The organism is Streptosporangium sp. NPDC051022, from assembly GCF_040683035.1.
Classification (GTDB): Bacteria; Actinomycetota; Actinomycetes; order Streptosporangiales; family Streptosporangiaceae; genus Streptosporangium.
Window position 1 is genome coordinate 18946 of sequence record NZ_JBFBCF010000031.1, and the last position, 26033, is coordinate 44978.

General features: G+C 71.6%; 19 protein-coding genes and 1 pseudogene. 7 read left to right on the top strand and 13 right to left on the bottom strand.

All coding sequences use genetic code 11. The annotated features are described in order from the left end of the window. Nucleotides 1-7 precede the first annotated feature (7 nt). The 3 genes from AB0N02_RS36470 to AB0N02_RS36480 are packed head-to-tail and all read right to left on the bottom strand — an operon-like array spanning nt 8 to nt 5539. The gene (locus AB0N02_RS36470) at nt 8-2581 is read right to left on the bottom strand and encodes a N,N-dimethylformamidase beta subunit family domain-containing protein (RefSeq protein ID WP_363956287.1); all 2574 of its coding nucleotides are present in this window, start codon (nt 2579-2581) and stop codon (nt 8-10) included. A gap of 40 nt (nt 2582-2621) precedes the next feature. Then, nucleotides 2622-3563, bottom strand: a complete 942-nt coding sequence (locus AB0N02_RS36475; RefSeq protein WP_363956290.1) for a helix-turn-helix transcriptional regulator — start codon at nt 3561-3563, stop codon at nt 2622-2624. A 14-nt stretch (nt 3564-3577) separates the two neighbouring features. Beyond that, entirely contained in the window at nt 3578-5539 is a 1962-nt protein-coding gene (locus tag AB0N02_RS36480; RefSeq protein WP_363956293.1) for an ABC transporter ATP-binding protein, read from the bottom strand. Nucleotides 5540-5785: 246 nt separating this feature from the next. Here AB0N02_RS36480 and AB0N02_RS36485 point away from each other — a divergent pair, with 246 nt between their 5' ends. The 4 genes from AB0N02_RS36485 to AB0N02_RS36500 all read left to right on the top strand — a co-directional run bounded on the left by AB0N02_RS36485 (nt 5786) and on the right by AB0N02_RS36500 (nt 10627). After that, nucleotides 5786-7399, top strand: coding sequence for an ABC transporter substrate-binding protein (locus AB0N02_RS36485; protein ID WP_363956296.1), 1614 nt, complete (start codon nt 5786-5788; stop codon nt 7397-7399). A gap of 6 nt (nt 7400-7405) precedes the next feature. Beyond that, nucleotides 7406-8350 (top strand): ABC transporter permease, encoded by a 945-nt coding sequence (locus AB0N02_RS36490; protein WP_363956299.1) that lies wholly within the window; start codon nt 7406-7408, stop codon nt 8348-8350. Continuing rightward, nucleotides 8347-9249, top strand: a complete 903-nt coding sequence (locus tag AB0N02_RS36495; protein ID WP_363956302.1) for an ABC transporter permease — start codon at nt 8347-8349, stop codon at nt 9247-9249. The genes AB0N02_RS36490 and AB0N02_RS36495 overlap by 4 nt, the downstream gene beginning before the upstream one ends. Before the next feature lie 103 nt (nt 9250-9352). Beyond that, complete coding sequence (locus AB0N02_RS36500; protein ID WP_363956304.1) at nt 9353-10627, top strand: multidrug effflux MFS transporter; 1275 nt, start codon at nt 9353-9355, stop codon at nt 10625-10627. A 48-nt stretch (nt 10628-10675) separates the two neighbouring features. On the opposite strand, the gene AB0N02_RS36505 is transcribed toward AB0N02_RS36500, so the two are convergent. The 10 genes and pseudogenes from AB0N02_RS36505 to AB0N02_RS36550 form a co-directional block, all read right to left on the bottom strand. After that, on the bottom strand, nt 10676-12157 hold the full coding sequence (locus tag AB0N02_RS36505; protein WP_363956307.1) for an aminotransferase class V-fold PLP-dependent enzyme: 1482 nt from the start codon (nt 12155-12157) through the stop codon (nt 10676-10678). 133 nt (nt 12158-12290) lie between these two features. After that, nucleotides 12291-13937, bottom strand: coding sequence for an ABC transporter substrate-binding protein (locus tag AB0N02_RS36510; RefSeq protein WP_363956310.1), 1647 nt, complete (start codon nt 13935-13937; stop codon nt 12291-12293). A 15-nt stretch (nt 13938-13952) separates the two neighbouring features. Then, complete coding sequence (locus tag AB0N02_RS36515) at nt 13953-14789, bottom strand: ABC transporter permease (protein WP_363956313.1); 837 nt, start codon at nt 14787-14789, stop codon at nt 13953-13955. Next, the gene (locus AB0N02_RS36520) at nt 14786-15736 is read right to left on the bottom strand and encodes an ABC transporter permease (protein WP_363956316.1); all 951 of its coding nucleotides are present in this window, start codon (nt 15734-15736) and stop codon (nt 14786-14788) included. The genes AB0N02_RS36515 and AB0N02_RS36520 overlap by 4 nt, the downstream gene beginning before the upstream one ends. Then, a complete protein-coding gene (locus AB0N02_RS36525) occupies nt 15730-17061 on the bottom strand; it encodes an amidohydrolase family protein (protein ID WP_363956318.1) in 1332 nt (443 codons plus the stop codon). Before AB0N02_RS36525 ends, AB0N02_RS36520 begins: the two co-directional genes overlap by 7 nt. 206 nt (nt 17062-17267) lie before the next feature. Then, complete coding sequence (locus AB0N02_RS36530; RefSeq protein WP_363956321.1) at nt 17268-17951, bottom strand: TetR/AcrR family transcriptional regulator; 684 nt, start codon at nt 17949-17951, stop codon at nt 17268-17270. 48 nt (nt 17952-17999) lie between these two features. Continuing rightward, a pseudogene (locus AB0N02_RS36535) lies at nt 18000-19147 on the bottom strand (glutamine synthetase family protein). 173 nt (nt 19148-19320) lie between these two features. Further along, a complete protein-coding gene (locus AB0N02_RS36540; protein ID WP_363956324.1) occupies nt 19321-20358 on the bottom strand; it encodes a leucyl aminopeptidase in 1038 nt (345 codons plus the stop codon). Next, a complete protein-coding gene (locus AB0N02_RS36545; protein ID WP_363956327.1) occupies nt 20355-21113 on the bottom strand; it encodes an alpha/beta hydrolase in 759 nt (252 codons plus the stop codon). Before AB0N02_RS36545 ends, AB0N02_RS36540 begins: the two co-directional genes overlap by 4 nt. Nucleotides 21114-21160: 47 nt before the next feature. Continuing rightward, nucleotides 21161-21634, bottom strand: a complete 474-nt coding sequence (locus AB0N02_RS36550) for a flavin reductase family protein (RefSeq protein ID WP_363956330.1) — start codon at nt 21632-21634, stop codon at nt 21161-21163. A 189-nt stretch (nt 21635-21823) separates the two neighbouring features. On the opposite strand from AB0N02_RS36550, the gene AB0N02_RS36555 reads away from it, so the two are divergent. From AB0N02_RS36555 to AB0N02_RS36565, 3 genes are all read left to right on the top strand, one after another. Next, on the top strand, nt 21824-23215 hold the full coding sequence (locus AB0N02_RS36555; protein ID WP_363956333.1) for an APC family permease: 1392 nt from the start codon (nt 21824-21826) through the stop codon (nt 23213-23215). 82 nt (nt 23216-23297) lie between these two features. Then, nucleotides 23298-24467: a kynureninase gene (kynU, locus tag AB0N02_RS36560; RefSeq protein WP_363956335.1), complete on the top strand. Its 1170-nt coding sequence runs from the start codon at nt 23298-23300 to the stop codon at nt 24465-24467. Nucleotides 24468-24477: 10 nt separating this feature from the next. Further along, on the top strand, nt 24478-25974 hold the full coding sequence (locus AB0N02_RS36565) for a helix-turn-helix domain-containing protein (RefSeq protein WP_363956338.1): 1497 nt from the start codon (nt 24478-24480) through the stop codon (nt 25972-25974). Nucleotides 25975-26033 lie beyond the last annotated feature (59 nt).

The following is a 26033-nucleotide window of genomic DNA, read 5'->3' on the forward strand; positions in this document are numbered from 1 at the left end:
GAGCGACTCAATCATTCTTACCCAGCCAGTGGTCGAGGACGTTTCGGGTGATCTTGGACACCCCGTTGTCGTAGCCGTGGGCGGACAGCCCACCGCTGAAGGAGATCGAGCCCGTGGCGAACACCGATCCGCCGCCGCGGGTGCGGAAGTACACGATGTCGGAGCGCACCTCGGGATCCTCGGAGGCGCCGTGTCCCGGATGCGTGCCGCTCAGTTCCTCGACGGCGAACTGGTAGCCGTCGAGGAGCCCCTCCGAGGTGGCCAGCACGACCGCGTCCGGCGGGCTGCCCAACGTGAGGTCGTAGCGGTCGATCTCACCGCCCGCCGCGCCTCCGCCGTCCAGCCCCGCGTCGCCGAACACCTCGGACACGCCGTCCAGCAGGGACTTCAGCGCGTCGGGGACGGTGTCGGGACCGATCCGGTACCGGCCGGACGGGCCGCCGCCCTGGGCGCTGAAGCCCACCCCGAACACCTTCTGCGGCGGGCGGCTGCGGTTCAGCCACAGGCCGCCGCGCTCGCCCGTGGTGGCGTGGTGGTGCTCGCCGGTACGGGCCTGCCAGCTCCGGGTGCCGTTCTCGCCGCGGCGCAGCTCCATCACGTGCGGCAGCTCGGGGTGGAAGGAGACCACCCAGTAGTAGCCGTTTCCGCCCAGGTAGGCGAAGTTGCCGCCGCCGTCCACGTACGACTCGATGGCGTCGATCATCTGCTCGGAGGCGTACTCCGGGTGGCTCCCGCTGATCACCCCGCGGTAGGGGCGGAGCAGGTCGGCGCCCTCGGCGTGCAGGTCGTGGTCGGTGATGACGTCGAACGAGTAGCCCAGCTCCGTGAGCCAGTCCAGGATGTACAGGTCCGACGCCAGCATGAACGGCGACAGGTGGATCCGGAAACCCGGCGCCAGGGTGAGGATCGGGCGGCTCCAGGAGATGTAGCTCACGCCGCTGCCGTCGGTGTGTCTCGCGTACGCGGAGTGCCCCAGGTCGTAGCGGTGCTCCAGGAACACCGTGCCCGGCGGGACGACCGACACGTGGCCGAGGCCGCGCTCGTTGGAGTAGGCCAGGTAAGTGGCGGTGGGCAGGAGCAGCGCGAGCTCGCCGGTGGCACCTCCCGCGGGCGCGCGCACCACGAACGGGATGCCCCGTTCGCACGAGCCGTCGGCCGCGACGACCCGCAGGGCGTACACGCCGCTCGGCAGGTCGGCGGGCACGGTGAATTCGTGGCTGGGCGTCCATTCGGCGTCGGCGAGCGCGTCGTCGTGGAAGTGGATCGCGGCGTACCCGCGCGGGTCGGCGGCGTAGTGCTCGATCCGGCCGGTGAAGTGGCGCCCGGTCACGCCGCGTACCGGCAGGTTCACCAGCCGGCCGTCCAGGCCGGGGCGGCCGGCGCACGGCACGACCAGCGACGCCGCGGTCTCCCCGGGTTCGAAGGACCAGCGCATCGGGGCGTCGTGGTCCTCCGACGCCGTGGCCAGCAGCCCGGCCCGGGTCAGCGGGTACGGCCAGACGCCCGGCCGTTCGATCTTGCCGTTGTAGTGGCCGTCCTCCGGAGTGCGCGTCCCGAACAGCAGGTCACCGTGCTCGGCCGGGGCGAACGCGCCCTCGGCGTGCCGTTCGGTCACCCGGGGCCGGTCGTCCACCACGATCGGGCTCACCCGGCTGTTCACGCTGGTCACCAGTGGCCGGGTGACCAGCGTGGCGCGCCCGGTCGCGGGGTCGTACGAGGCGGCGACGCCGTACCAGCGGTGCAGGTCGAGCGGGGCGTCGGCGTGGACCGCGGTCTCGCCTGCGCCGTCACCGAGCCAGAGGGTCGGCCGCCCGGCCTCGTCCAGGCCGAGCGCGTACCCGCGCGGCCCCCGGTCCCAGCGGGCCAGCACGACCTGCGGCCGTCCTGTCATGTGGGTCGGGTAGATGTAGGCGGCGACGGTGAAGCCGTCCGCGCCGGCGGTCACGCCGTGGGGGTCGCGGACGGCGATGTGCGAGCCGAGCCGGATGTCCTGGGCGCGGCCGGTGTGCAGCCCGCGCCAGGCGTCCGGGACCTCCTCGGTGCGGACGCCGGGGCCGGCCGGGTCGTCGTCGACGTGCCGCAGCCGGATCAGTTCCGTGGTGTACTCGGCGACCTGCTCGGCGCTGACCATGAACGTGATCCGCTCGCCGGGGGCCGCGCTCACCCGGTCCGCGTAACCGAGCAGGACCGGTCCCGCATGCCGCAGTTCCGGCCCGTCGATCGCGTCCGCGGACGGCTCGCCCCAGCCGAACACGTCGAACAGCTCGCGTCGCAGGGCCGCCTCACGTGCCTCGTCGAGGCTGGTGAACTCCCGCCGGTCGGCGAGCCGGTAGGTCTCGCCGCGCCGCGCCGGGGGACGGACCAGCCGCCAGGTCTCGCGTCGGTTCTGCTCGTAGACGGACAGGCGCTCGGCCGCCGGCCGCTCGCCGAGAAACCTCGCCAGCAGGCTCAGCGGCTCCTGGTGAACCGCCTGTGGATCGTGGATCCATGCGGTCACCAGGTCCTCGGTGATCAACGAACGTAGCTGCTCGACGCGGCGTTCGGCGAAGCGCGCCCTAATGGCCGCAACTGAGGATTCCATGACTTAACGCTAGGCAGCCGGTCGTGACACAAATAGCTCGTCAGGTCGGCGGCCGTGTCACTGAACGGAGGTAATCCGCCGCCCCGGCGCGCCGGCGGAACTCCCCCGGGCTCGCGCCCGTCTCGCGCTTGAAGAACCGGCCGAAGTACGACGGGTTGTCGAACAGCAGCCGCTGGGAGACCTGGGCGACGGTCAGGTCGGTGTGCCTGAGCAACCGCTTGGCCTCGACGGTCAGCGCGGCGCGGATGATCTCCGCGGGGCGCTTGCCCGTGGTGCGCTTCACCACGTCCGCCAGGTGCTTCGGGGTGACCCCGATCCGGCTGGCGTAGCCGCTGACGCTCTGCTCGTACGGCAGTTCCTCGCTCACCAGCCGCAGGTAGCGGCGGGCCAGCGCGGTGCCGCTGTCCTCCTCCACGGTCCGGACGTCCGACCCCCGGCCCAGCCGGCGCATCTCCACCAGCAGGATGTGCAGGTACGCCTGGAGCACCGAGACGTCCGCGCCGCCGGAGCGCCGGTACTCCCTGGCCAGCGCGGCCAGCAGCGCGGTGACCGGATCGACCTGCTCAGCGGCCAGGTGCAGAACGGGCCCGGTGCCCAGCGGGTCGAGCGCCAGCGACCGGCGCGGCGACACGCGGTCGCCGTACTGGGGGACCAGGAACTCCTCGACGAAGGTGACGATGTACCCCTCCAGCGGGGTGTGGCCCTCCCAGAACTGCACCTGGCCGGGGGCGACGAAGTACATCGTCATCGGGGCTATCTGGTAGGGCACGAAGTCGATCACGTGGGTGCCCGAACCGCGGGTCACGCACACCAGCTCGTAGAACTCGTGCCGGTGCGGGTAGGGGGCGTACGACCAGGGCGCCAGATCGGCGAACGACCCGATGGCGAAACCGGGCGCGCCGTCGCCGATGAGGGGGTCGTCGAAGCTGTGGGTCGGGAACGAGACGGGAGAGACAGGGGCGACGGACGACATGGACGGCATGGCGGCTCCCGATGTCACTGGCGCGAACCTTCGATGCCCTCGGCTCCCGGCGACGCCGTAGAGGACGGGGGCGGGGTGATGCCCGGATTCGCCGCCAGCAGGGTGCGGGTGTAGTCGTGCTGCGGCTCGGCGGCGAGCCTGTCCGGGGTGGCGACCTCGATCAGCCGGCCGTTCTTCATCACGCCGACCCGGTCGGCGACCGAGAGGATCAGGCTCAGGTTGTGGGTGATGAACAGGTAGCTCAGGTTGTGTTCGCGGCGCAGGTCCAGCAGGAGGTTCATCACCTGTCCCTGCACCGAGACGTCGAGTGCGGAGGTGGGCTCGTCGGCCACGATCAGCCGGGGCTCCGGGGCGAGGGCACGCGCGATGGCGACCCGCTGACGCTGCCCGCCGGAGATCTGCGAGGGAAGCTTGTCGATGATCGCCTTCGGCAGGCCCACCTCGTCGATCAGGCGTTCCACCCGGCGGCGCAGGTCGGCGCCGCGCAGGTCGGTCAGCTCGCGCAGCGGCTCGGCGATGATCCGGCCCACGGTGTGACGCGGGTCCAGGGAGCTCTGCGGGTCCTGGAAGATCAGCTGCACGGTACGGCGGAACGCACGGACGTCGCCCTCCAGCCCACGCGAGGTGTGTCGCCGGCCGTCCACGGTGACGGTGCCCTCGGTGGGGTGGTCGAGCGCCGCGACGATCTGCCCGAGCGTCGTCTTGCCGCTGCCGGACTCGCCGACCAGCCCGAAGAACTCTCCCGGCCGGATGCTCAGGTTCACCCCGTCGACCGCGGCCATGCGCTCGCGGCGGCGCAGCCTCAGCAGGCCGCCGGCGTGCCCGCTGCGGGTGACGAACTCCCGGCGCAGGCCGTCGATCACGAGGAGCGGCTCGCCCTGCGCGCCGGCCGCCGCCGGCTCGGCCGCCGGGGCAGGCGGGGGCAGGGCGACCGGACCGGCGCCGGGGTTCCAGCAGGCGACCTCGGCCTGCCCCTCCCCCTCGGCCGAATCGGAACGCTCCATCCGCTCGATCCGCTCCACCGGGACGGTGACGAGGGCGAGCGGCGGCTCCTCGGCGCGGCAGCGGTCCCCGGCGTGCGCGCACCGCGGGGCGAACCGGCAGCCGGGGAGCCGGGCACCCGCCTCGGGGACCGAGCCGACGATGGACGGCATGCCCTCCGTGTGGCGCACCCCCACCTGCGGCACGCACTCGACCAGGGCCCGCGTGTAGCGGTGCCGGGGCGAGCCGAGCACCTCGGCCGCGGGTCCGACCTCCACCAGGCGGCCCGCGTACATCACCGCGATCCGGTCGGCGATCTCCGCCGCCACGCCCATGTCGTGGGTGATGAACACGCACGCCATCCGGTGCTCCTGCTGCACGGTGCGGAACAGGCGCAGGATCTCGGCCTGGGTGGTCACGTCCAGCGCGGTCGTGGGCTCGTCGGCCAGCAGGAGGTCGGGACTGGACATCAGCGCCATGGCGATCATCACCCGCTGCTGCATCCCGCCGGAGAGCTGGTGCGGGTACAGGTTCGCCACCCGCTCCGGATCGGCGAATCCCACCTCCCGCAGCAGCTCCAGCGCCCGGGCCTGCCCCTGCGCGCGGAGATCGCCGCGGCGTGACGCGGCGCCGGCCGGCCAGTACGCCTCGCCGAGCTGCGCGCCGATCCGCTGCGCCGGGTTGAGCGAGTCGAGCGCCTCCTGGAACACCATTCCGATCCGCCGGCCGCGGAACGAACGCATCTGCGCCGGGTTCAGGGAGGTGAGGTCGACGTCGTCGAGCCGGACCGCGCCGGTGGTGCGCACCGGGGCGATGAACTCCAGCAGACGGATGATGGACAGCACGGTGACGGTCTTGCCACTTCCGGACTCGCCGACGACACAAAGGGTCTGTCCGGAATCAAGACTGAGGGTGAGCTCGTGAACCAGATCGGTAGTCGACGTCTCGCCGGTGAGCACTCCGACAGAGAGGCGGTCTATCTCGAGTAGTGACATGGGTGTCATCCTTTCCGTCGGCCAGCGCGACCTCGGGTCCGGTGATTCTGCACCTCAAAGCTCCCGCTTAACAAGGCTGTTCGCACAGTGTGCCGATCTCGGGCGGTGTCTGTCCACCGTCACGGACGGAGGCGGGCCGAGTTCGCATCAGTGACATAAGAGCCGACATTGGCGCCTACCCCCAGCGCGCGGACCGGGTTACGTTCTCCGCCACCGACCCGCGGAAATTAGGCGCGAGGAGCCGTAATGGATCGCACCGGACAACGCCGTAAGCCCAAGATCATCGCCCTTGTCACACTGGGGCTCATGCTCTCGGCCTGCGGCACGGCCACCAAGTCCCCGTCCACCCCGGCCGCCCCGGCCGCCCAGAGCGATCCGGGTCAGCCCGCGCGAGGTGGCAACCTGACCGTTCGCCTCGCCCAGGATCCGGGCTCGCTGGACACCGTGCAGAACAGCAACGCCGGGACCAGCTATCTCGGCCACGAGATCTTCGAGTCGCTGGTCGCCATCGACGCCGGCTACCAGCCACAGCCCGTGCTCGCGGAATCATACAAGAAGAGCGACGACGGGCTGACCTACACCTTCACTCTGCGCAAGGGCGTCGTGTTCTCCGACGGTTCGCCGCTGAAGGGCTCCGACGTGGTTGCCTCGATGCGCTACTGGGTGGAGAAGGGCAGCTACGCGGGATCGCTCAAGCCGGTGCTCAAGGACATCACCGCGCCCGACGACGGCACCGTGGTGTTCACCCTCAAGTCGCCGTTCAACCTCGTCGCGCTCATGGCGGCGAGCCACGGCAGCGGCATCCGCAAGGCGTCCGACGTGGCCGCCGCCGGCGCGACCGGGATCCCCCAGGATCACGCGATCGGCACCGGGCCGTACAAGCTGAAGTCCTGGACCGCCGGACAGGAGATCGTGCTGGAGCGCAACGACAAGTACCAGCCGCCGTCCGGCACGTCCAGCGGGTACTCCGGGGCCAAGGGCGCCTACCTGGACACCATCACCTACAAGGTGGTCGCCGACCGCGACGCCGCGTTCAACGGCCTGCAGACCGGGCTGTTCGACGTCTCCGAGCCGTCCTACGACCAGTACGACCAGATCAAGCAGAACCCCAACCTCAAGGTGGGCGTCGAGGGCGCCGCGAACATCCAGTACGTCGCGCTCAACCACAACCCCGGCTCGATCTTCTCCAAGCCGGAGGCCAGGGACGCGATGAACCTGCTCGTCGACAAGAAGGCGATCATGGACTCGCAGGGCGTGCCCGACCTGGTGCTGCCGAGCAACGGCGCGTTCGCCACGCAGACCAACAAGGCCATGTACTCCGAGGCCGGCAAGGCCAAGTGGGATCAGCACGACCCGGAGCGGGCCAAGCAGCTGTTCGCGGCCGCGGGCCTGCGTCCCGACCAGACCATCCGGATGATCACCACGGACGAGTTCCCGCAGTTCAAGGACGCACTGGTGATCATTCAGGACTCGCTGAAGAAGGTCGGGATCAAGGCGACCATCGAGAGCTACGACTTCGCCACCCTGATGGGGCGCAAGAACAACGAGCCGAACAGCTGGGACGTGCTCGCGCTGATGGACGACGCCAACCCGCCCGTCCCGTCCTACAGCGACAACGTCCAGGGCATGGACAACATGGGCTACCCGAGGGACAAGCTCGCGCCGCTGCTGACCACCTACAACGCGTCCAAGACGCCGGAGGAGCAGAAGCAGGCGCTCGACAAGATCCAGGAGTTCACCTCGGAGAACCTGCCCACGCTCACGCTGTACAACGCGAGGTCCTACGTGGCCTACAACCCGAAGGTGAACGGCTATGACGGATGGGGCCTGGAGTTCGCCAACGTGTGGCTGGCGAGGTAGCCCCTGATGCTGTGGGTCATCCTGCGCCGGTTGCGCGATCTGGTGGTCGTGCTGTTCGTGGTCGGCACCGTGCTGTTCTTCCTGCTGCGCTCGATCCCGGGCGACCCGGCCACGGTGCTCCTGGGCACCAAGGCCAGCCCGGAGCAGCTCGAACGGCTGCGCCATGACCTCGGACTCACCGGGCCGCTGTACGAGCAGTATCTGCACTGGCTGGGCAATGTGCTGACCGGTGACTTCGGTACGTCCATCAAGTACAACCTCCCGGTCCTGCAGATGATCTTCGACAACATCACGCCCACGCTGACCCTGGCCGTCGTCAGCACGGTGATCAGTTTCCTGCTCACCGTGCTGATCGTCACCTGGGTCACCGTGGCGCCCCACAACCGGGTGGCCCGGCTCGTCAGCCGGGCCGCCCAGTTCGGGCTCGCGCTGCCGGAGTTCTGGCTCGCGCTGCTCGCGGTCTACCTGTTCGCGCTCACCTTCGGCTGGTTCCCGCCCAGCGGCTACACCCCGCTGTTCGCCGACCCGGCGACCGCGATCACACAGCTGACGCTGCCGGTGGCGGTGCTCGTGATCGGGCAGACCGCGTTCCTCACCATCACCATGGAGGAGAGCGTGCTGGGCGAACTGACCCAGCTGTACCTGCGCACCGCGCGGGCCAAGGGGATCGGCGAGCAACGGATCATGCTGCGGCACGTGCTGCCCAACTCCATGCTGCCGGTCCTCACCTCGGTGGGGCTGAACTTCGCCTCGCTGATCGGCGGCGTGGTCGTGATCGAGAGCATCTTCGTCATCCCGGGTCTCGGCACCACGCTGCTCGGCGCCGTCTACGCCCGGGACTTCCCGCTCATCCAGGGAGGTGTCATGTTCATCGCGTTCCTGTTCGTGCTGGTGAACCTGCTGGTCGACCTGGCGTACGCGCTGATCGACCCGAAGGTGCGGGTGTCGTGACCGCCGACCTCGTCACCGCGCCGCCCGCACCGGTTCCCACCCGGATCCGCTCGTTCGCCCGGCGCAACCCCACGCTGATCGTGACGGGCGGGCTGCTGGTCGCGATCACCCTGCTGGTCCTGGTGCTCCCGCCGTTCCTGCCCGATCCGGACGCCGCCGACCCGGTGAACCGGCTGCTGTCACCGTCGGCCGAGCACCTGATGGGCACCGACAAGTACGGCCGCGACCTGTTCGCCAGATGGGCGTCCGCCGGTCGGATCTCGATCGGGATGACCATGCTGATCACCGTCTGCGCGGTCACGCTGGGCACGTCCATCGGCCTGGTCGCGGGCTACTTCGCGCGGGCGGGCCGGGTGATCATGCGGGTCGTGGACGCCTGGATGGCGTTCCCGTCGATCATCCTGGCGATCGTGTTCGCGGTCGTGGTCGGTCCCGGCATGATGAGCGAGCTGCTCGCCGTGACGATCATCTTCACCCCGTACACGGCCCGGATCATCCGCAGCCGCGTCCTCGGCCTGACCACCCGCACCTACGTGAAGGCGGCCCGGGTGTCCGGCATGGGCCCGTGGAAGACCCTGGCCGTGCACATCCTGCCGAACACGCTGCCGCTCGCCGTGGTGCAGTGCGTGCTGCTGTCGGCGGGCGCCATGCTCATCGACGGGTCGCTCAGCTTCCTCGGCCTCGGCATCTCGCCCCCCACCGCCACCTGGGGGAACATGGTCGCCGACGGGCGCACCTACCTGCAGGACCACCCGACCATGGTGCTGTTCCCCGGACTGACCATCGCCCTGTTCGTGTTCCTGCTGAACCTCACCGGTTCTGCCCTGCGCGCGTTCGTCGATCCCCGGGCGAGGATGCTGCTCGACCAGCAGCGGCGGCAACGGCGGTCCCGCCGGTGAGCGGAGCGGCGCACGCGGGCGAGGTCACCCGGTGACCGCGCACGGACGAGATCATCCGGGGGGCCCGCACGTGAACGCGGGCGGCCCTCCGGAGGACCCGCACGTGAACACGGGCGGCCCCCCGGAGGACCCGCCTCCGATCGCGCGGACCCGCCGGCTGCTCTTCACCCTCGGGGCGCTGTCGACGTTCGGCCCGCTGTCGATCGACCTGTACCTGCCGGCGCTGCCCGCGCTCGCCCGCCAGCTCAAAGCCTCGGACGGCGCCGCGCAGTGGAGCATCTCGGCCTGCATGATCGGCCTGGCCGTCGGGCAGCTGTTCATCGGCCCGCTCAGCGACCGGATCGGCCGCAGGCGCCCGCTGTTCGCCGGGGTGGTGACGTACACGGCGGCGTCGCTGCTGTGCGCGACGGCGCCGTCGATCGAGGCGCTGATCGTGCTGCGCCTGGTGCAGGGGCTGGCCGGGTCCGCCGGGATGGTGGTGGTCGAGGCCATGGTCCGCGACCTGTACGAGGGGCGTCAGATGGCGCGCATCATGTCGCTGCTGATGCTGATCGGAGGGTTCGCGCCGATCGTCGCGCCCGTCCTCGGCGGGCAGCTGCTGTACGTCGTCGACTGGCGCGGCCTGTTCGTCCTCCTGGCCGCGATCTCCGCGCTGCTGATGCTCGCGGCGGTCACCCTGCCCGAGACGCTCCGCCCGCAGCTGCGGCACGCGGGGGGCCTGCGGCGCGTGCGGGCCGGGTTCTCCGCGGTGGCCGGCGACCGGCTGTTCGTCGGCTGCACCCTGGGCTCCAGCATCGGCAGCATCGCGCTGTTCATCTACATCTCGGTCAGCTCGTTCGTGCTCCAGGACGGCTACGGGGTGAGCCCGCAGGTGTTCTCCCTGATCTTCGCGGTCAACTCGGTGGGCCTGATACTGGGCGGCTGGGTCAACGCCCTGCTCCTGCGCCGCTTCGCACCTGAACGGCTGCTCGTGCCGGAGGCGCTGGTCGCCCTCGTGAGCGCCGTCGGCACGGCCGTCGCGGCGGCGCTGCACGCCCCGCTCGCGGTGTTCCTGTCGGCGCTGTTCGTCACGATCATGTCCGGCGGGCTGGCCTCGCCCAACGCGACCGCGCTCGCGCTGACCCGCCATCCGGCCAACGCGGGCACGGCCGCCGCGCTGCTCGGCAGTACGGGCTTCCTGTTCGGCGCCCTGTTCGCGCCGTTCGCGTCGCTGGGCGGTGCCAGTGCCGTCATGATGACCGGCGGGATCGCCGTCGCCCGCGTCGGCTCCTGGCTCGCGTACGCGCTGGTGGCCAGGCCGCGCGCGGGCGGCGCGTCCGGAGCCGCGCCCCGGACGGGCGACCCGGATCACGACCCGGATCACGGCCCGCGGCCGTAGCGGCGTCCCCGGCGCGCCGCCCCGGCTACGAGGTCGCCGTCCTGCTCGTCACCGCCCGGCCCGCGTCGTGCTCGCGGCGCCGCCGTACGGCTCCCCGGCGCCGCGGGCGGCGGCCAGCACGGCTTCCAGGGTGCGGTCGACGTCGTCGCGGGTGGCGCGGAAGTTGGTCACGCACACCCGCAGGGCGTAGTGGCCGCCGACGGTGGTCTGCGAGACGAACGCCTCCCCCGAGGCCTGTACGGCCAGCATGACCTTCTCGTTGAGCGCGTCGAGGTCGGCGCCGGGACGGACGACGCGGAAGCAGACCGTGCTCAGCTCGACGGGGGCCAGCAGTTCGAGGTCCGGGTCCGCCTCGATCCGCCCGGCCAGGTGACCGGCCAGGGCGTTGTCGTGGGCCACGGCCCCGGCGATGGCCGTCAGGCCGTGGTAGCGGAACATCAGCCAGAGCTTCAGGGCGCGGAAACGCCTGCTGAGCTCGACGCCGTAGTCCCAGAAGGCGAACGAGTCGTCGGCGGGGGTGCCCGCGGGCAGGTTGATGTAGTCGGCGTGGCTGGCGGCGGCGAAGGCGCGGCGGGCGTGGGCGCCGTCGCGGTAGAGCAGGACGCCGCAGTCGACCGGGGCGTAGAGCCACTTGTGGGCGTCCACGGTCAGCGAGTCGGCCAGTTCGATCCCGTCGAGGAGCCGCCGCTTGGCCGGGTCCAGCCGGGCGGGGGCGCCGTAGGCGCCGTCCACGTGGAACCAGAGGCCGAACTCCCCGGCGATCCCGGCGATCCCGGCGAGGGGGTCGACCGCGCCGGTGTTCGTGGTGCCCGCTGTACCGACCACGCAGACCGGGCGCAGACCGGCGGCCAGGTCGGCCTCGATCGCGGCCCGCAGCGCCGGAAGCGACATGCGGAAGGCGGCGTCGACCGGGATCTCGCGGACCGCGGAGCGGCCGAGCCCGAGGACGTCGGCCGCCTTGACGACGGAGTGGTGGGCCTCGGCACTGGCGTAGACCGTCATCGGGGTCGCGCCCCACAGTCCGTGCTCACCGGCATGCTCACCGACGGCGGCGGCCCGGCGCGTCGCGACGTACAGCGCGGTGAGGTTGGCCATCGATCCGCCGCTGGTCAGCAGCCCGGAACCGGAGGGGAAGCCGAGCGCCTCGGCCAGCCAGCCGAGCACGGTGTGCTCCATCTGGGCCGGGCCGGGGGCGCCGAGCGCGTTGTTGACGTTTGGGTTGAGCAGCGAGGCGACCAGGTCGCCGACCGCGCCGACCGGGGAGGACGGCGAGGAGACGTAGCCGAAGAAGCGGGGGTGCCCCTGGTGCCTGGTGTGGGTGAACAGCAGGTCATGGCAGTCGCGGAGCAGTTCGGCCACCGGGGCGCCGTCGAGCGGGACCGGGCCCGTCCAGCGTTCCCGGAGTTCGGCGCGGGAGGCCGGCGGCACGACGGGGAGCTCCCCGACCTCGGCGACGTACCGCGTGGCGAGCGCGGCGACCCCGTCGAGCAGGTCGGACAGGTCGCCGGTCGGCGGGTCGAGCGAGTGCATGACAGGAATTCTCCCATTCTTCGCATTCAGCGCTTTAAGGACTTCAAGGAAAGAGTGGTCGGTGAGCCCGGGAAGGCCCCGATGACCGCGCGGGTCACCGGGGCCGGGGCCGGGCGGCGGTCACCCGGGCGGATCAGGCGGCGCCGAGGTCGCGGGCCCAGGGGTAGTAGAGGTAGCAGAAGGAGGCGGGCGCACCGGTCAGGCGCTTGTTCATGAACAGGTGGTTGTTCATCCGGGCGAGCGGGATGACCGGCATCTCCTCGGTGAGCACCTTGGTCGCGACGGCGACGTGCTCCGCCCTCGCCGTGGGGGTCCTGGAGCCGACGGCCGCCTTGAGCTCCCTGTCGACGATCGGGTTGCTGTAGCCGGAGTAGTTGCTGCCGCCGCCGGTCGAGGCCAGCCTGGGCAACGCGTTGAGCGGGTCGGGGACGTCCAGGTAGGTCTGCGCGAACCACATGCTGACCTGCTCACGGGCCTTGGGGTCGAAGTAGAGCGGGACGATCTGGTTGGTGGTCTGCGGCTTGATCTGGATGTCCAGGCCGAGCTTGCGGCCCGCGCTCTGCACCTCGGCCGCGATCTGGCCGCTCTGCCCGTCGTCGGTGGCCGCGGCCAGGATGATCGTGCCGGAGACGTCTCCCGCCTCGGCGATCAGCCGCTTGGCCGTCTCCAGGTCCGGCGTGCCGGAGACGTCGGCGATGTTCAGGGTCCGGAGCGCGTCGGTGGCGTAGCCCCAGGCGCTCGGCGGCACGATCGAGGCGGTCGGGGTCGCGCTGCCCAGGAAGACCGTCCTGGCGATGGCCGCGCGGTCGATCGCGAGCTGGAGCGCCTTGCGCACCTTGGGGTTGTGCATCGGGCTCTGCCGCCCGGTCACGTAGATTGACTGCACCTCGCCGCCGGGACCGGAGTAGAGCGTTCCCGAGCCGCCCGCGCGCAGCTTGTCCAGGCCCTGGACCGGCACCTGGTAGGTGCCGTCGAGCTCGCCCGACAGCAGCGAGTTGACGATCGCGCTCGGGTCGGAGACGAACGTGAAGACGACCTGCTTGACCTTGGGCCGGTGCGCGGCGTCGTAGTAGTCGTCGACGCGCTCCAGCGTGATCCGCCGGCCGCTCTCCCAGCTCGCCAGCCGGTACGGTCCCACGCAGGAGACCCCGCCGCCCGGCGTGCCGTACTCCTTGCCCTTGGCCTCCACGTACGCCTTCTCGGCCACGACCCCCATCGCGGTCGCGAGCATGGCGTTGAACGCGTAGTCGGGGTGCTTGAGTCTGATGGTGACCTGGTCGTCCCCGCTCTTGTCGATCCCGGCGATGTTCCCGGTGAAGGAGGTGTAGTACGACTGCCGGGGGTCGGCGGCCCGCTTCAGGCTGAAGACCACGTCGTCGGCGGTCACCGGGTTGCCGCCGGCGAAGCGCAGTCCCGGCCGCAGGGTGTAGGTCCAGGTCGTCGGGGTCGGGTTGGCGAACTCGGCGAGCCCCGGCTCGACCGTGAAGTCCGGGGTCAGCCGCAGCAGGCTCTCGCACACGTTGGCCAGGACCGTGTTCTCCTGGTAGGCGTAGGAGCGCACCCAGTCGAGCGTGGACGGCTCGCCGTACGGGATGTCCCAGGTGACCTTGTCCAGCTCGCCCCTGGCCGCCGGGGTGGTGATGCTGAGCCCGGTCCCCGGGGACGCCGCGCCGCCGCCGGCTGCCTCCGGTTTCTCGGTTCGCTGCGCGGTCTGGCCGCAGCCGGTCAGGACGAGTGCGCCCAAGGCCAGTACGGCCCCGGTCTTCGACAACAGGCGCATGTTTCTCCTCTGCTGCTATCTGTGGGGGTGGTTCTCGGCGGCGGCCAGCAGGCGTTCGCCGAGGACGGTGAAGGAGGCGACGGCCAGCGCGATGACCCCGGCGGCGAGGATCGCCTCAAGGGGTTCGCCGCGGATCAGGCCCGTCTGGCCGGTCGAGACCATGGCGCCCCAGTCCGCGGTCGGCGGCTGCACGCCGAGGCCGAGGAACGACAGCGCCGACATGTTGACCGTCGCGTAGCCGAAGGAGATCGTGGCCTGCGACAGGATGAACGGCAGCAGCACCGGCACCACGTGCCGCACGCAGATCCGCACCCCCGACTGGCCCTGCACGACCAGGGCCGCGATGTAGGTCTGCCCGCACTCGCGCAGCGCGACCGCGCGGGTGATCCGCATGATGTACGGCGTGCTGCCGACGGCGAGCGCGATCGCGCCCGGCAGCAGGCCGCTGCCGAACAGGGAGACGGCGAGCATGGCCAGCAGCAGGCTCGGGAAGGCGAACAGAACGTCGCAGACGCGGGAGACGACGGCGTCGACCCAGCCGCCCCGCCAGGCCGCGGCGACGGCGACGGCGGTGCCGGTGAGGGTGGCGAGCAGGACCACGATCAGCGGGCCGAGCAGGCCGGAGCGCGCGCCGTACACCAGCCTGGCCAGCAGGTCGCGGCCGCTGCCGTCGGTCCCGAGCGGGTGCGCGGCCGAGGGACCGGCGTAGGGGTAGGCCAGGTCGACCGCGTCGGGGTCGGCGACGGGCAGGACGGGGGCCAGCACGGCGGCCAGGACCAGGACCGTGATCACTCCCGCGGTGGCGAGGACGACGGGGTCCACCCGGCGGGCCCGGATGGGAACGGCGGTCACAGCGCGGCACCTCCGAGGCGGACCCGCGGGTCCAGAACGCCGTAGAGCAGGTCCACGACGGTGTTGGCCAGGACGAACGCCCCGACGAGCACCAGGCAGATCGCCTGGACCACCGGGAAGTCACGGGCGTTGATGGACTGGACGAGATAACCGCCGACGCCGTTGAGCCCGAACGCCTGCTCGACGATGATCGCCCCGGCGATCAGGCTGGGGATCGTGACCCCGGCGACGGTGGTGACCGGGATGAGCGCGTTGCGGACGACGTGCCTGCCGACGACCCGCCGCCAGGGCAGGCCCCGGCTGACCGCGGTCGCGACGTGGTCGCGGGCCAGCTCGCCCCTGATCGCCGCCCGGGTGGTCTGGGTCATGACAGCGAGGGAGGAGACGGCCAGGGCGCAGGCGGGCAGGGTGAGGTGATGGATCGTTCCCACGGGCCCCTCGCCGCCGCCCGAGGCGGGGAACCAGCCCAGGGTCATCGAGAAGATCGAGACCAGCGCGGTCGCGGCGACGAAGCTGGGAACGGCGAGGCCGGCGGTGGTGCCGACGACGATCGTGTTGTCGAGGACTCCCCTGCCGCGCAGCCCGGCGAGCAGGCCGAGCCCGCCGCCGAGCACCACGATCAGGATCGAGGCGTAGCCGACGAGCCAGATCGTGGTGGTGATCCTGCTCGCGAGCAGGCCGGTGACCTGCTCGCGGAAGACGAGGGAGGTGCCGAGGTCGCCGCGGAGCACGGCGCCCAGCCAGTGGACGTAGCGGAGCAGGAACGGTTCGTCGAGCATGAACTGGGCGCGGACGGCGGCGCGGAACTCCTCGCTGACGGTCCGGCTGCGGATCAGGAAGGTCTCGGGGTCTCCGGGGGCCAGGCTCAGGCTGCCGAAGATGACGAAGGAGGCGGCCAGCATGGTGGCGGCCATGGTGAGCAACTTGCGCAGGGCGAATCTCAGCATGCGTTCTCCTTGGCGCGCGCCTCGCCTTCCTTGGCGCGTGCCCTGATACGGGCGACCCGCGCCGCCATGTCCTCGGCGTCCCCTGTGTCCCCTGTGTCCCCTGTGTACGCGTCCCCGGTGTCGGCCCCGCCGACGTGGACGGCGGTGATGTCGGTCGCCGAGGCGGCGAGGACCAGGTGGGCGTAGCGGTCCTCGACGGGGCCGTACCGGGACAGGTCGACGAGCAGGAAGTCGGCGAAGCGGCCCGGGGCGAGGCTTCCGACGTGCGCGGCCACGCCGAGCAGGGCGGCGGAGTCCACGGTGTGCAGGCGGAGCATGTCCTCGCAGGACAGCACCGCCGGGTCGCGGTGGTGCATGCGCAGGGCGTACAGGCCGGCGCGCATGTTCTGGAAGGGGTCGGCGAGGTCGGCGCTGGCCTGGCCGTCCAGGCCCATGCCGAGCCAGAGCCCGGCCTCGCGGTAGCCGGCGATGTCCGGGAGCCCGGCGCCGAGACGCCCGTTGGAGAGCGGGTTCCAGACCATGCCCGCACCGCGCCGGGCGCACTCGGCCACGATCTCCGGGGTGGCGTGCACGAAGTGGGCGAACGTCACGTCGGAGGCCACCCGCCCTGCGGCGACCAGGTCGTCGAAGGCGGCCAGGTCCTGCTCGGCCTGGGTGGGGTCCTCCAGGTAGTGGGCCTGCATGCAGAATCCGAGGCTCCGGATCAGGTCGGCCTCCGCCCGCATGTCGGCGACGTCCATGGTCCCGGTCGTGTTGACCGACAGGCCGAGCAGCCTGGGGTCGTCGGCCCGGTCGGCCGCCGTCTCCGCGAAGGCGGCGATGCCCCCGGCCCGCTCCGCGGCGCCGGCCCACATCGGCGGGCTGAAGCCGTACACGGTCCGCTGCGGAACCGTGAACGCGGCCTCCCACTGCCCGCCCGCACCCCGCCCGAAGTCGTGGGTGTGGTTGTAGACGGTGGTCACCCCGGCGCGCAGCAGGTCGAGCGCGCCGTGCCGGGTCAGGTGGTACAGGTCGTCGTCGTCGAAGGCGGGGCCGTAGCGGCGGTGCAGCCGCCCCATCCACTCCCAGGTGCGCAGCCCGTCGCCGATGCCTCGGAAGGGGCTCTGCCACAGGTGACTGTGCGCGGAGACGAAGCCGGGCAGCAGGGTCCGGCCGCGGGCGTCCAGGATCCTGGCCCCGGTCCCGGAGGGTTCGCCCGGCGCCAGTCTGAGGATGCGACCGTCCGCGCCGACGACGAGGTGTCCGTGGAAGGGCGGCGTCCGCCGCTCGTCCAGGGGGACCAGCCAGGCGTCGCGGACGATCAGTGAGATGTCGTCTCGTGCCACGGGGTGAACTCTGGTCTGACGACAGCATTGATGTCAATAGCGTTGACATCAGCGATTTCATCACTGTTCACGTCGATGGAACGTGACGAAACCGGTCAGGAAGGACACACCGCCGCGGCTCAGGAGCAGAGAAGACAACGGGGCGAGCGGCCCGTGAGGACCGCCCGCCCCGTCTTCCCCTTGTGAGACGTCAGGTTTGTGAAACGTCAGGCACCGTCGCGGGCGCGGCGGGCACGCAGGGCGTCGAGCAGCAGGTCGAGGCCGAACTCGAACTGCCTGGCCACGTCCGGATAGAGCAGGGGGGCCATCGCCACGCTGCGCGGGAACTCCCTGGGCGGCAGCGTGAGATACATCGTCCGCCACTTGCGGTGCTCCTGGTCGCCGTCACCCTCCTCCAGGCCGACCGCGTAGGCGTCGATCGTGGCCACGCCGATGGTGTACTCCACCAGCGCGTGGTAGACGTAGGCCGCCTCCTCCCCGGCGAACCCGGCGTCGTCGATCGAGGTCAGCAGCAGCTCCGTGAAGTGGTACTCCGCGCTGCACTGCGGCGGGCGCGAGGCGATCAGCGGGGCGATCCTCGGCTGGGTCAGCAGGGCGTCGCGCATCCGCAGGCAGAGCCGCCGGATGCTGCCGGACCAGTCGCCGTGGTCGACCTCGAACCCCTCGACCGCGCCGGCGAGGAACTGCTCGCTGACCCCGAAGAGCAACTCGTCCTTGTCGCGGAAGTAGCGGTAGATCGCGGTCGGGTCGACGCCCAGCTCCTTGCCCAGGTTGCGCAGCGTGAGATCGTCCAGGCCGCGCTCGGCCAGCAGCCTCATGCTGGCATCGAGGATCAACTCACGGCTGAGGCTCCGGCGAGCCCCCCTGTCGGTCTTCGCCTTCGGCGGCACGGGACTCCCCCTGTTGTCAGCGCACTTGTCAGCAGCACTGACATGGTACTAGTGATGGGGTAGGTACGCATCGCGTTCCCAGTCGGTCACGGCCCTGTCGAACCACTGCTGCTCGGCCCGCTTCAGCACGCAGAGCGCGGCGGACAGATCGTGGGGAAAGGCCTCGTAGAGCCACTTGTCGGCCTCGAAGGCGTCGACCGCGAGCCCCAGCCTGGCGGGGACCTCCGGATCGCCGAACGGGTTGAGGCTAACGTCCCCGGTCCTGGGCTCCGGCGGTTCGGTCTCCTCCCGCCAGCCGTGCGCGACGGCGTGCAGCACGGCCGCCGCCACCAGGTAGGGGTTGGCCGACCCGTCCGCCAGCCGGTACTCGACGCGGGCCGCGCTCCCCTCGGCCGCCGGGACCCTGATCCCGGTCGTGCGGTTGGCGTGGCCCCAGTTCGCGACCGCGCCGCAGATCTCCCCGGGCAGGAAGCGCTTGTAGGCGTTCACCGTGGGCGCGCTGACCAGCGTCAGCCCCGATAGTGACGCAGGATCCCGCCGACCGCCCGGCGCAGCAGCCGGGGATCGGCCGCGAAGGCGTTCTCCGTCCCGGCGCCCGTCTCCTCCCTCCTCCAGGCGCTGAGGTTGAGGTGCAGGCCGTTGCCCGCCAGATGGGCGTACGGCTTGCCGAGGAACGTCGCCTTGAGCCCGTGCTCGGCGGCCACCTCCCTGGCCACCTCCCGGAAGACGAACACGTCGTCGGCCGCCCGCAGGGCGGGGCCGTACCTGAGGGTGACCTCGAACTGCGCGGCCTCGAACTCCTTGGACAGGTGCTCGACCCGCACCCCGGCCGCCAGGGCCGCCTCGACGATCCGTTCGCAGACCCCCGTGGGATCCGCGGTCCGGCCGGTGCTGTAGGTCCGGTGCCCCGGGTTCGCCAGCGGCTCCCAGCCGTCGCCACGCGGCTGGAGCAGGTAGAACTCCACCTCGAAGCCGATCATGGGGGTGAGCGCCCCGGCCTCCCAGGTCTCCACGGCCGCGCGCAGCGCGGTGCGGGAGCACAGCGGGAACGGGGTGCCGTCCGGGTGGAACAGATCTCCGATCACCAGCTTCCCGCCGGGCCGTACGGCCGAGCCCCTGATCACCATGTCGGGCACCCCGGCCGCCAGCCCGTATCCGGGCAACGGGACCGGCTCCGGCCAGGGCGCGGAGACCATGTGCGCGGAGGCGGTGTGACTGACGATCTCCCCGGCCTCGGAGACACGCCAGGTCCCGTCGACCTCGGACACGCCGCGGGTCCCGGCAGTACCCGATTCGCCGCGAGTCCCGGCGCCCGGCACCACGTACTGTCCCCGGGCCAGGCCGTGCAGGTCGGGCCAGACCAGGCGGATCACGGGGCGAGCTCCCCGGCCAGGACGCCCTCGCTGACGACGGGGGTGCCGTCGAGGGTGACCGTGCAGCCGCGCATCGGCAGGTCGAAGTGGCCGGCGGTGTAGCGGCCGGCGACCTCGTTGGCGCCGGTGGAGATCAGGAAGTTCCCGGCGAAGGCGCGGGCCTCGGTGCCGTTGACGTCCCCCTTGTCGTACAGCTCCAGGTAGTCCCAGCGGGCCGCCGGGTTCATCCCCCAGCCGACGTGCGAGACCGCGTACGCCTCCGGCTCGTTCCAGGCCGCGATGTAGCTGCGGAACATCTCCGCGTCCACCCCGTCCCCCTCGATCGCGACCAGGACGTCGTTCTCGAACCGGAGGGTGACGGGCCGCTCGACGTAGCGCTTGAAGGTCAGGTTGATGTCACCGGGCGCCAGCACGGCCGTCCCGTTCACCGTGTCGCGCGCCGGGAAGGCGATGACCAGGCCACCGGGCCAGTGCGCGATCGACCCGGGCCCGTCCGTGAGCCCGGTCGAGCCCGCCCGCATCGCCCCGCTGAGGTCCACGGTCAGGTCGGTGCCGTGCGCCGAGGTCACCCGCATGGTCCGCGCCGCGTCGATGAGCTCCTTGCCCTTGGCCACCCGGTCCTCAAGACCCGGGACGGGACCGAAGCGCTCGAAGTTCTCCGGGTGCTCGTTGGAGATCATCAGCACCCGGGAACCCGAGCCGAGGATGCGGGGCAGCTCGACCGAGTGGAGCAGGCCCTCGACCGTGCAGTCGACGACCATCCCGCCCGCGCTCAGCGCGGCGATGGCGGCCTCGTGGCCCCGCAGGGCCACGGACGCGCCGGTCGAGCGGATCGCCACCGGGCCCGGGTTCGCCGGGGTCGGCATGACCACCTGGCAGACCCGGGCGCCGAGCGACTGGGCCGCCAGGAGCGAGGTCTCGACCAGGGAGGCCCGGCTGCGGGTCTCCGACAGGATCGTCACCGGCTCGCCCTCGTGCACCCCGCAGCGGCGGAACTGCTCGGCGAAACCCTGGATCCACTGCCATTCCGTCACAGGAACTCTCCAATCAGGCGGTTGACCACGTCGGGGCGGTCCATGTTCGTCAGGTGTCCCGCGCCGGGAACGATCTCGAGGCGCGCGTCCGGGATGCGCGCGGCGAGGTGCTCGGCGTAGGAGACGGGGGTCTCGGTGTCGAACTCGCCGACGACCACCAGGGTGGGCGCCTCGATCTCGGCGAGGCGGTGCCGTACGTCGTGGGTCGGCAGGCACTCCACGGCGGCGCGCAGCCCGGCCGCCGGGACACGGGCCATGGCGGCGACGGCCAGGGCCAGGGCCCCGGCGGTGAGGGTCGGCCCGCCGACGCCGCGCAGCAGGTCCTCGGCGAAGTCCGCGGGGGTGAGCCCGGCGTCGAGCGGGGCGAGCCGCTCGCGCCGCCACTCCTCGACGTCGGTGCCGTCGAGGCCGAAGGCCGGGCTGGTGTCGAGCAGGACGAGCGAGCGGACCCGGTCGGAGTGGCCGAGGACGGTGTGCAGGGCGACCTGCCCGCCCATGGACAGGCCGACCAGGTCCACCCGGTCGAGCTCCAGCAGGTCCAGCAGCCGCGCGACGCTCGCGGCCAGCGCGGGAAAGGTCATCGGGCCCGGCAGCGGGGGGCTGTCGCCGTATCCCGGCATGTCCCAGGCGATGCACCGCCGGGTGCCGGACAGTGCGTCGAACTGCGGACGCCAGGTCCAGCTACTGCCGCCGATTCCGTGCAGGAAGAGCACCGGATCGCCGGTGCCCGCCTCGATCCAGGCCAGGGGGGTCAACGGATCTCCTTGAGCGTGAGGGCCCGGACTTCGACCGTGGGGAGAAGTCAGGCGAGCCTTTCCAGATGGGCGAAGCGGCGGGAGTGGTAGAGCAGCGGGGAGCCGTCGGCGCCGACCGCCGCGTCCACGACCGCCCCGATGACGAGATAGTGCGTCGAGCGCTCGACGATCACGTCGGTGCGGCAGTCGAAGGACGCCAGCGCGCCCTCCAGCACCGGGGCCCCGGTGGTGAGCCGGGTCCACGAACCGGTGCCGAAGCGCTCTCCCGGCGCCCCCGCGAACACCTCCGCGACGTCGCGCTGGTCGTGAGCCAGTACGTTGACGCAGAAGTATCCGGTATCGGGCAGGGCGAGACCGACCCGGGTGCCCCGGTTGACGCAGGCGACCAGTGTCGGCGGATCGGCGGTGAGCGAACAGACGGCCGTGGCGGTGATGCCGTACCGCGTGCCGTCCAGATCACTGGTGGTCACCACGGTCACCCCGCTGGCCAGGCGTTGCATGCCCTGTCGGAACCGTTCCATGTCGGCCTCCTCGTTGATCCGCAGCCTAGAAGGCGACAGCAGTGATGTCAACGGCGTTGACTACGGCAATGGGGTTGTGCGGGCCGGACAAAGCGGGAGACGGAGATGGTGGTGCCCGCACGATGACCGGCGGGTGAACGGTGACGGAGCATCTCTGCCATCCCCCAAGCGCAACAACGAGGAGGCGGCATGTCGCCACCGGACAACCAGAGCAACCTGAAGCGGACGATCACGCTCCCCCAGGCCCTCGGCATCGCCTTCCACCAGATCGTCGGCGGAGGCGTGATCGCGCTCACCGGCGTCGCGATCGGCAAGACCGGCGGCGGCACGCCGGTCGCGTTCCTGATCGCGGCCGGGCTGGTACTGCTCAGCGGGGTCTCCTTCGCCGTGCTCGGCGCCGCCGCGCCGGTGACCGGCGGCACCTACGCCTACGTCACGCGGCTGGTCCACCCGATCGCCGGGTTCGCCAACATGTGGCTGTTCACGCTGTCGGTGATCTCACTGAGCGTCTACGCGCTGAGCGCCGGGACCTACCTGCACGCGATGAACGCCTCCATCCCGGCGCAGGCCGTCTCCATCGGCATGGTCACGTTCTTCTTCGTCTGCAACCTGTTCGGCGCCTCGCTGTCGGCCCGGGTCGGCGTGGGGCTGGCGGTCGTCATGGTCGCCGCCTACGTCAGCTACGGCGTGATCAGCATGCCCCAGGTGGACTGGGCGGTCTTCTCCGACATCGCGCCCAACGGCTTCAACGAGCTGATCGCGGCCTCCTCGATCCTCGTCTTCGCGACCGGCGGCGGCCACGTCATCGCCGAGCTGGGCGGGGAGATGAAGAATCCGGGACGCAACATCCCCATCGCGTTCTTCGGCGCCACCGTCGCCGCCACCGGCCTCTACGTCCTGATGGCCATCCCCTCGACCGGCGTCCTCCCCCTCGACCAGGTCGCCTTCAAGCCGCTGTCGGTGGTGGCCGAGCACACTCTGTCCAAGGGGATGTTCGTCTTCTTCATCCTCGGCGGCGCCGTGGCGGCGGTCATCGGGACCATCAACGGGCAGCTGCTGTGGGGCAGCAAGAGCTTCCTGGCCGCGATCGACGACGGCTGGTTCCCCAAGGCCCTGGGCCGGGTGAACCGCCGCTTCGGCACCCCGCACTGGCTGCTGGCGATCCTGTTCGTCGTCGGCGTCACGCCCGCCGTGACCGGCCTGTCGGTCAGCGAGATCGCCCACGTGGCGTCTTCGGTCTTCGGCCTCACCACCATGCTGGTGATCGTCGCCTCCTACCGGATGCGCATGCTCCACCCCGAACTGCTCGCCGCCTCACCGTTCAAGCTGAACGCGCGGATCCACCTGGTGATCACCGTGGCCGCCATGGCGCTCAACACCTACCAGAACGCGCTGCTGCTGGTGGAGATCGTGCAGACCCCGGTCATGGGGATCTCCTACGCCGTCTGGGTCGCCGTCGGCGCCCTGGTCGTGGCCACCCGCTGGAGCACGGTCAGACGCCTGATCGCGGCGGGCGAGGTGCCCAGCGGCCGCCCCATGACCCGCAAAGACGGCCGCGACCTCCTCGACCAGCCCGCCTGACCCCGGCCTTCCACAGGCCGGAGAGCGGACGACACCGGCCTCCGCCAACGGCTCCGGCCTTTCCGGAAAGGACATCATCCCCGTGACCATCACCCGCGACGACGCCCTACAGCTCGACGCCGCGGACCCCCTGGCCCACCTGCGCGAGCGGTTCGACATCCCCGACGGGGTCGTCTACCTGGACGGCAACTCCCTGGGCGCTCCTCCGCGCGGGGTCGCCGACGCACTGGCCGCCTTCGCGGGCGACTGGCGGCGCGACCTCATCCACGCCTGGGGCACCGCGGGCTGGGGCACCCTGGCGGCCCGGCTGGGCGGACGGATCGCCCGCCTGATCGGCGCCGCGGCGGACGAGGTGATCGTCACCGACACCACCTCGGGCAACCTGTTCAAACTGCTGGTCGCGGCCTGCCGGATGCGTCCCGGCCGGAGCACCGTGCTGATCGAGGCCGCGAACTTCCCCAGCGACCTCTACATCGCGCAGGGCGTGTGCGAACTGCTCGGCCTGGAGCTCGGCTATCTCGACGAGGGCGCGCCGATCGACGAGACGGTGGCCGTCGTGGTCCACAGCCACGTGGACTTCCGGACCGGCGCGATAGCCGACATGGCCGGGCTCACCGAGCGGGCCCACGCGGCGGGCGCGCTCACGCTGTGGGACCTGTGCCACTCGGCGGGCGCCATCCCGGTCGACCTGACCGCGGCGGGCGCGGACCTCGCGGTCGGCTGCACCTACAAGTATCTGAACGGCGGTCCGGGATCGCCCGCCTACGCGTACGTGGCCAAGCGCCTGCAGGACCAGGTCAGGCAGCCGATCACCGGCTGGGGCGGCCATGCCCGCCGGTTCGCGATGACCCGCGGGTTCGAGCCCGCCCCGGGACCGGCCCGGCTCCAGGTGAGCCAGGCCCCGGTGATCGGGATGGTCGCCCTGGACGCGGCACTGGACGCCTTCGACGGCGTCACCGTCGAGGCGCTGCGCGACAAGGCCGTCAGCCTGGGCGAGCTGTTCGTCGCCCTGGCCGCCGAACGGCTCCCCGGCCTGAAGCCGGCCTCGCCCGGGGACCCGCTCGCCCGGGGCAGCCAGGTCAGCTTCGCCCACCCCGAGGCCGAGCGGATCCTGGCCGCGGTCGCCGAACACGGCGTGATCGCCGACTTCAGGCCGCCGGAGACGATGCGCTTCGGGTTCGCCCCGCTGTACCTGCGGCACGTGGACGTCTACGACGCGGTGCGGAGAATCGCCGACGTCATGTCCGCATAACCTGGAGGGCATGCACGTGATCACGGTGTCGGGGCTGGTGGAAGCACTGGGCTCGACACTGCTGCGTCCGGTGCAGACCGGCGCGGACCTCCCCGTCCGCGACGTGGTGATCGCCGAGCCGGGAGTCCCCTTCTCCCCCGGCGACCTGCTGCTGGGGGTCGGGGTCACGGCGGAGGAGCAGCAGGCACTGCTCGACCGTGCCTCGGCCCGCCCGTCCACGACCTCCTCCGCGGCCTCCCCCACCGGCTCGGCGCCGTCCCACGTGGGGGCGACGTTCGGGGAACCGCTCGCGGCGGGGGTGGCGCTCAAGGGGCCGATCACGCCCTCACTCGTCGCGCCGCCCGGCGTGGCCGTGGTCGAGGTCCCGGCCGAGGTGTCGTGGACCCGGTTGCTGTGGCTGCTGCGCGATCTGGTCGGCCTGATCAGCGAGAGCGGCGGCGACACGCTGGCCTCGCTCGCCGACGACGTGGCGGAGGTGCTGGACGGGCCGGTGACCATCGAGGACACCTCGGGACAGGTGCTGGCCTACTCCGCCCGCCAGGAGCCCACGGACGCGGGCCGCATCTCCAGCATCGTCGGCAGGCGGATCCCGCAGGACGCGCTGGCCCGGCTGCGCACCAAGGGCGTCTACCGCCGCCTGACCCGCGAGAAGGACCCGATCTACGTCCCCTCCGGTCCCGGCGGCCGGCTGCCCCGCCTGGTCGTACCGGTCAGGTACGGCACCGAACTGCTCGGCGCGATCTGGACGATCGTCCCCGGTCCCGTCCCTCCGTCCAGGATCGCCGCCCTCGGCCCGACGCTCGCCGCGGTCGCCCTCCAACTGCTCAGGCTGCGCGCCCACGGAGACGCCGCCCGCCGCCTGCTGTCCGACCGGCTGCGCACGCTGCTGACCGGTGGCACGGCCGACCTGGTGCCGCCGGACCCGTGCCGGGTCGCGGCGGTGCGGCCGGCCGACGGGCTCGGCGACCTGCTGAGACGGCACGGCTGGCGCACGCCGTACCTGACCTCGATCGACGGCGTCACCTACGTCCTGGCCGCCGGGCACGGCGACGCCCTGACCCCGGGATCGTGGACGTGGCTGCGCTGGGTCGCGGGCGAGGCGAAGCTGACCGTCGCGGCGGGGACCGCGGTCTCCGGCGCCGCGGGCCGGAGCCGCGCGCAGGCCGCCGAGTTGCTGGATCTCGTCTCCGACGGCCAGATCACGACCTACGAGGAGGCCTGGCCGAGACTCGTCGTCAAACGCGCCGCGGCGGTCCCCGCCGACCTGCTGCTGGGAGGGCCGCTGCCGATCCTCGTCGCGCACGACGCCGCGCACGGCACCGCGTACGTGGAGACGCTGCGCGCCTGGCTCTGGGAACAGGGCAACCCGACCGCGGCGAGCGCCAGGCTGCACGTGCACCCCAACACCTTCCGCTACCGCATGCGCCGCCTGCTGGAGACGGCGCCGTGCGATCTGGGGTCGGCGGAGGTACGGCTCGCGCTGACCCTCCAGCTCGTCACCCTTTGACCAGGTGGCCAGGCCGGTTCACCCGACCGGGACGGTTCGCGTGATCGAGCCGGCTCACG

Bases quoted from the DNA above. Each gene is read 5' to 3' on its own strand.
- AB0N02_RS36490 (WP_363956299.1), top strand. From the start codon at position 7,406: ATGCTGTGGGTCATCCTGCGCCGGTTGCGCGATCTGGTGGTCGTGCTG.
- AB0N02_RS36520 (WP_363956316.1), bottom strand. From the start codon at position 15,736: ATGCTGAGATTCGCCCTGCGCAAGTTGCTCACCATGGCCGCCACCATG.
- AB0N02_RS36565 (WP_363956338.1), top strand. From the start codon at position 24,478: ATGCACGTGATCACGGTGTCGGGGCTGGTGGAAGCACTGGGCTCGACA.
- AB0N02_RS36510 (WP_363956310.1), bottom strand. From the start codon at position 13,937: ATGCGCCTGTTGTCGAAGACCGGGGCCGTACTGGCCTTGGGCGCACTC.
- AB0N02_RS36505 (WP_363956307.1), bottom strand. From the start codon at position 12,157: ATGCACTCGCTCGACCCGCCGACCGGCGACCTGTCCGACCTGCTCGAC.
- AB0N02_RS36485 (WP_363956296.1), top strand. From the start codon at position 5,786: ATGGATCGCACCGGACAACGCCGTAAGCCCAAGATCATCGCCCTTGTC.
- AB0N02_RS36470 (WP_363956287.1), bottom strand. From the start codon at position 2,581: ATGGAATCCTCAGTTGCGGCCATTAGGGCGCGCTTCGCCGAACGCCGC.
- AB0N02_RS36555 (WP_363956333.1), top strand. From the start codon at position 21,824: ATGTCGCCACCGGACAACCAGAGCAACCTGAAGCGGACGATCACGCTC.
- AB0N02_RS36480 (WP_363956293.1), bottom strand. From the start codon at position 5,539: ATGTCACTACTCGAGATAGACCGCCTCTCTGTCGGAGTGCTCACCGGC.
- AB0N02_RS36475 (WP_363956290.1), bottom strand. From the start codon at position 3,563: ATGCCGTCCATGTCGTCCGTCGCCCCTGTCTCTCCCGTCTCGTTCCCG.
- AB0N02_RS36550 (WP_363956330.1), bottom strand. From the start codon at position 21,634: ATGGAACGGTTCCGACAGGGCATGCAACGCCTGGCCAGCGGGGTGACC.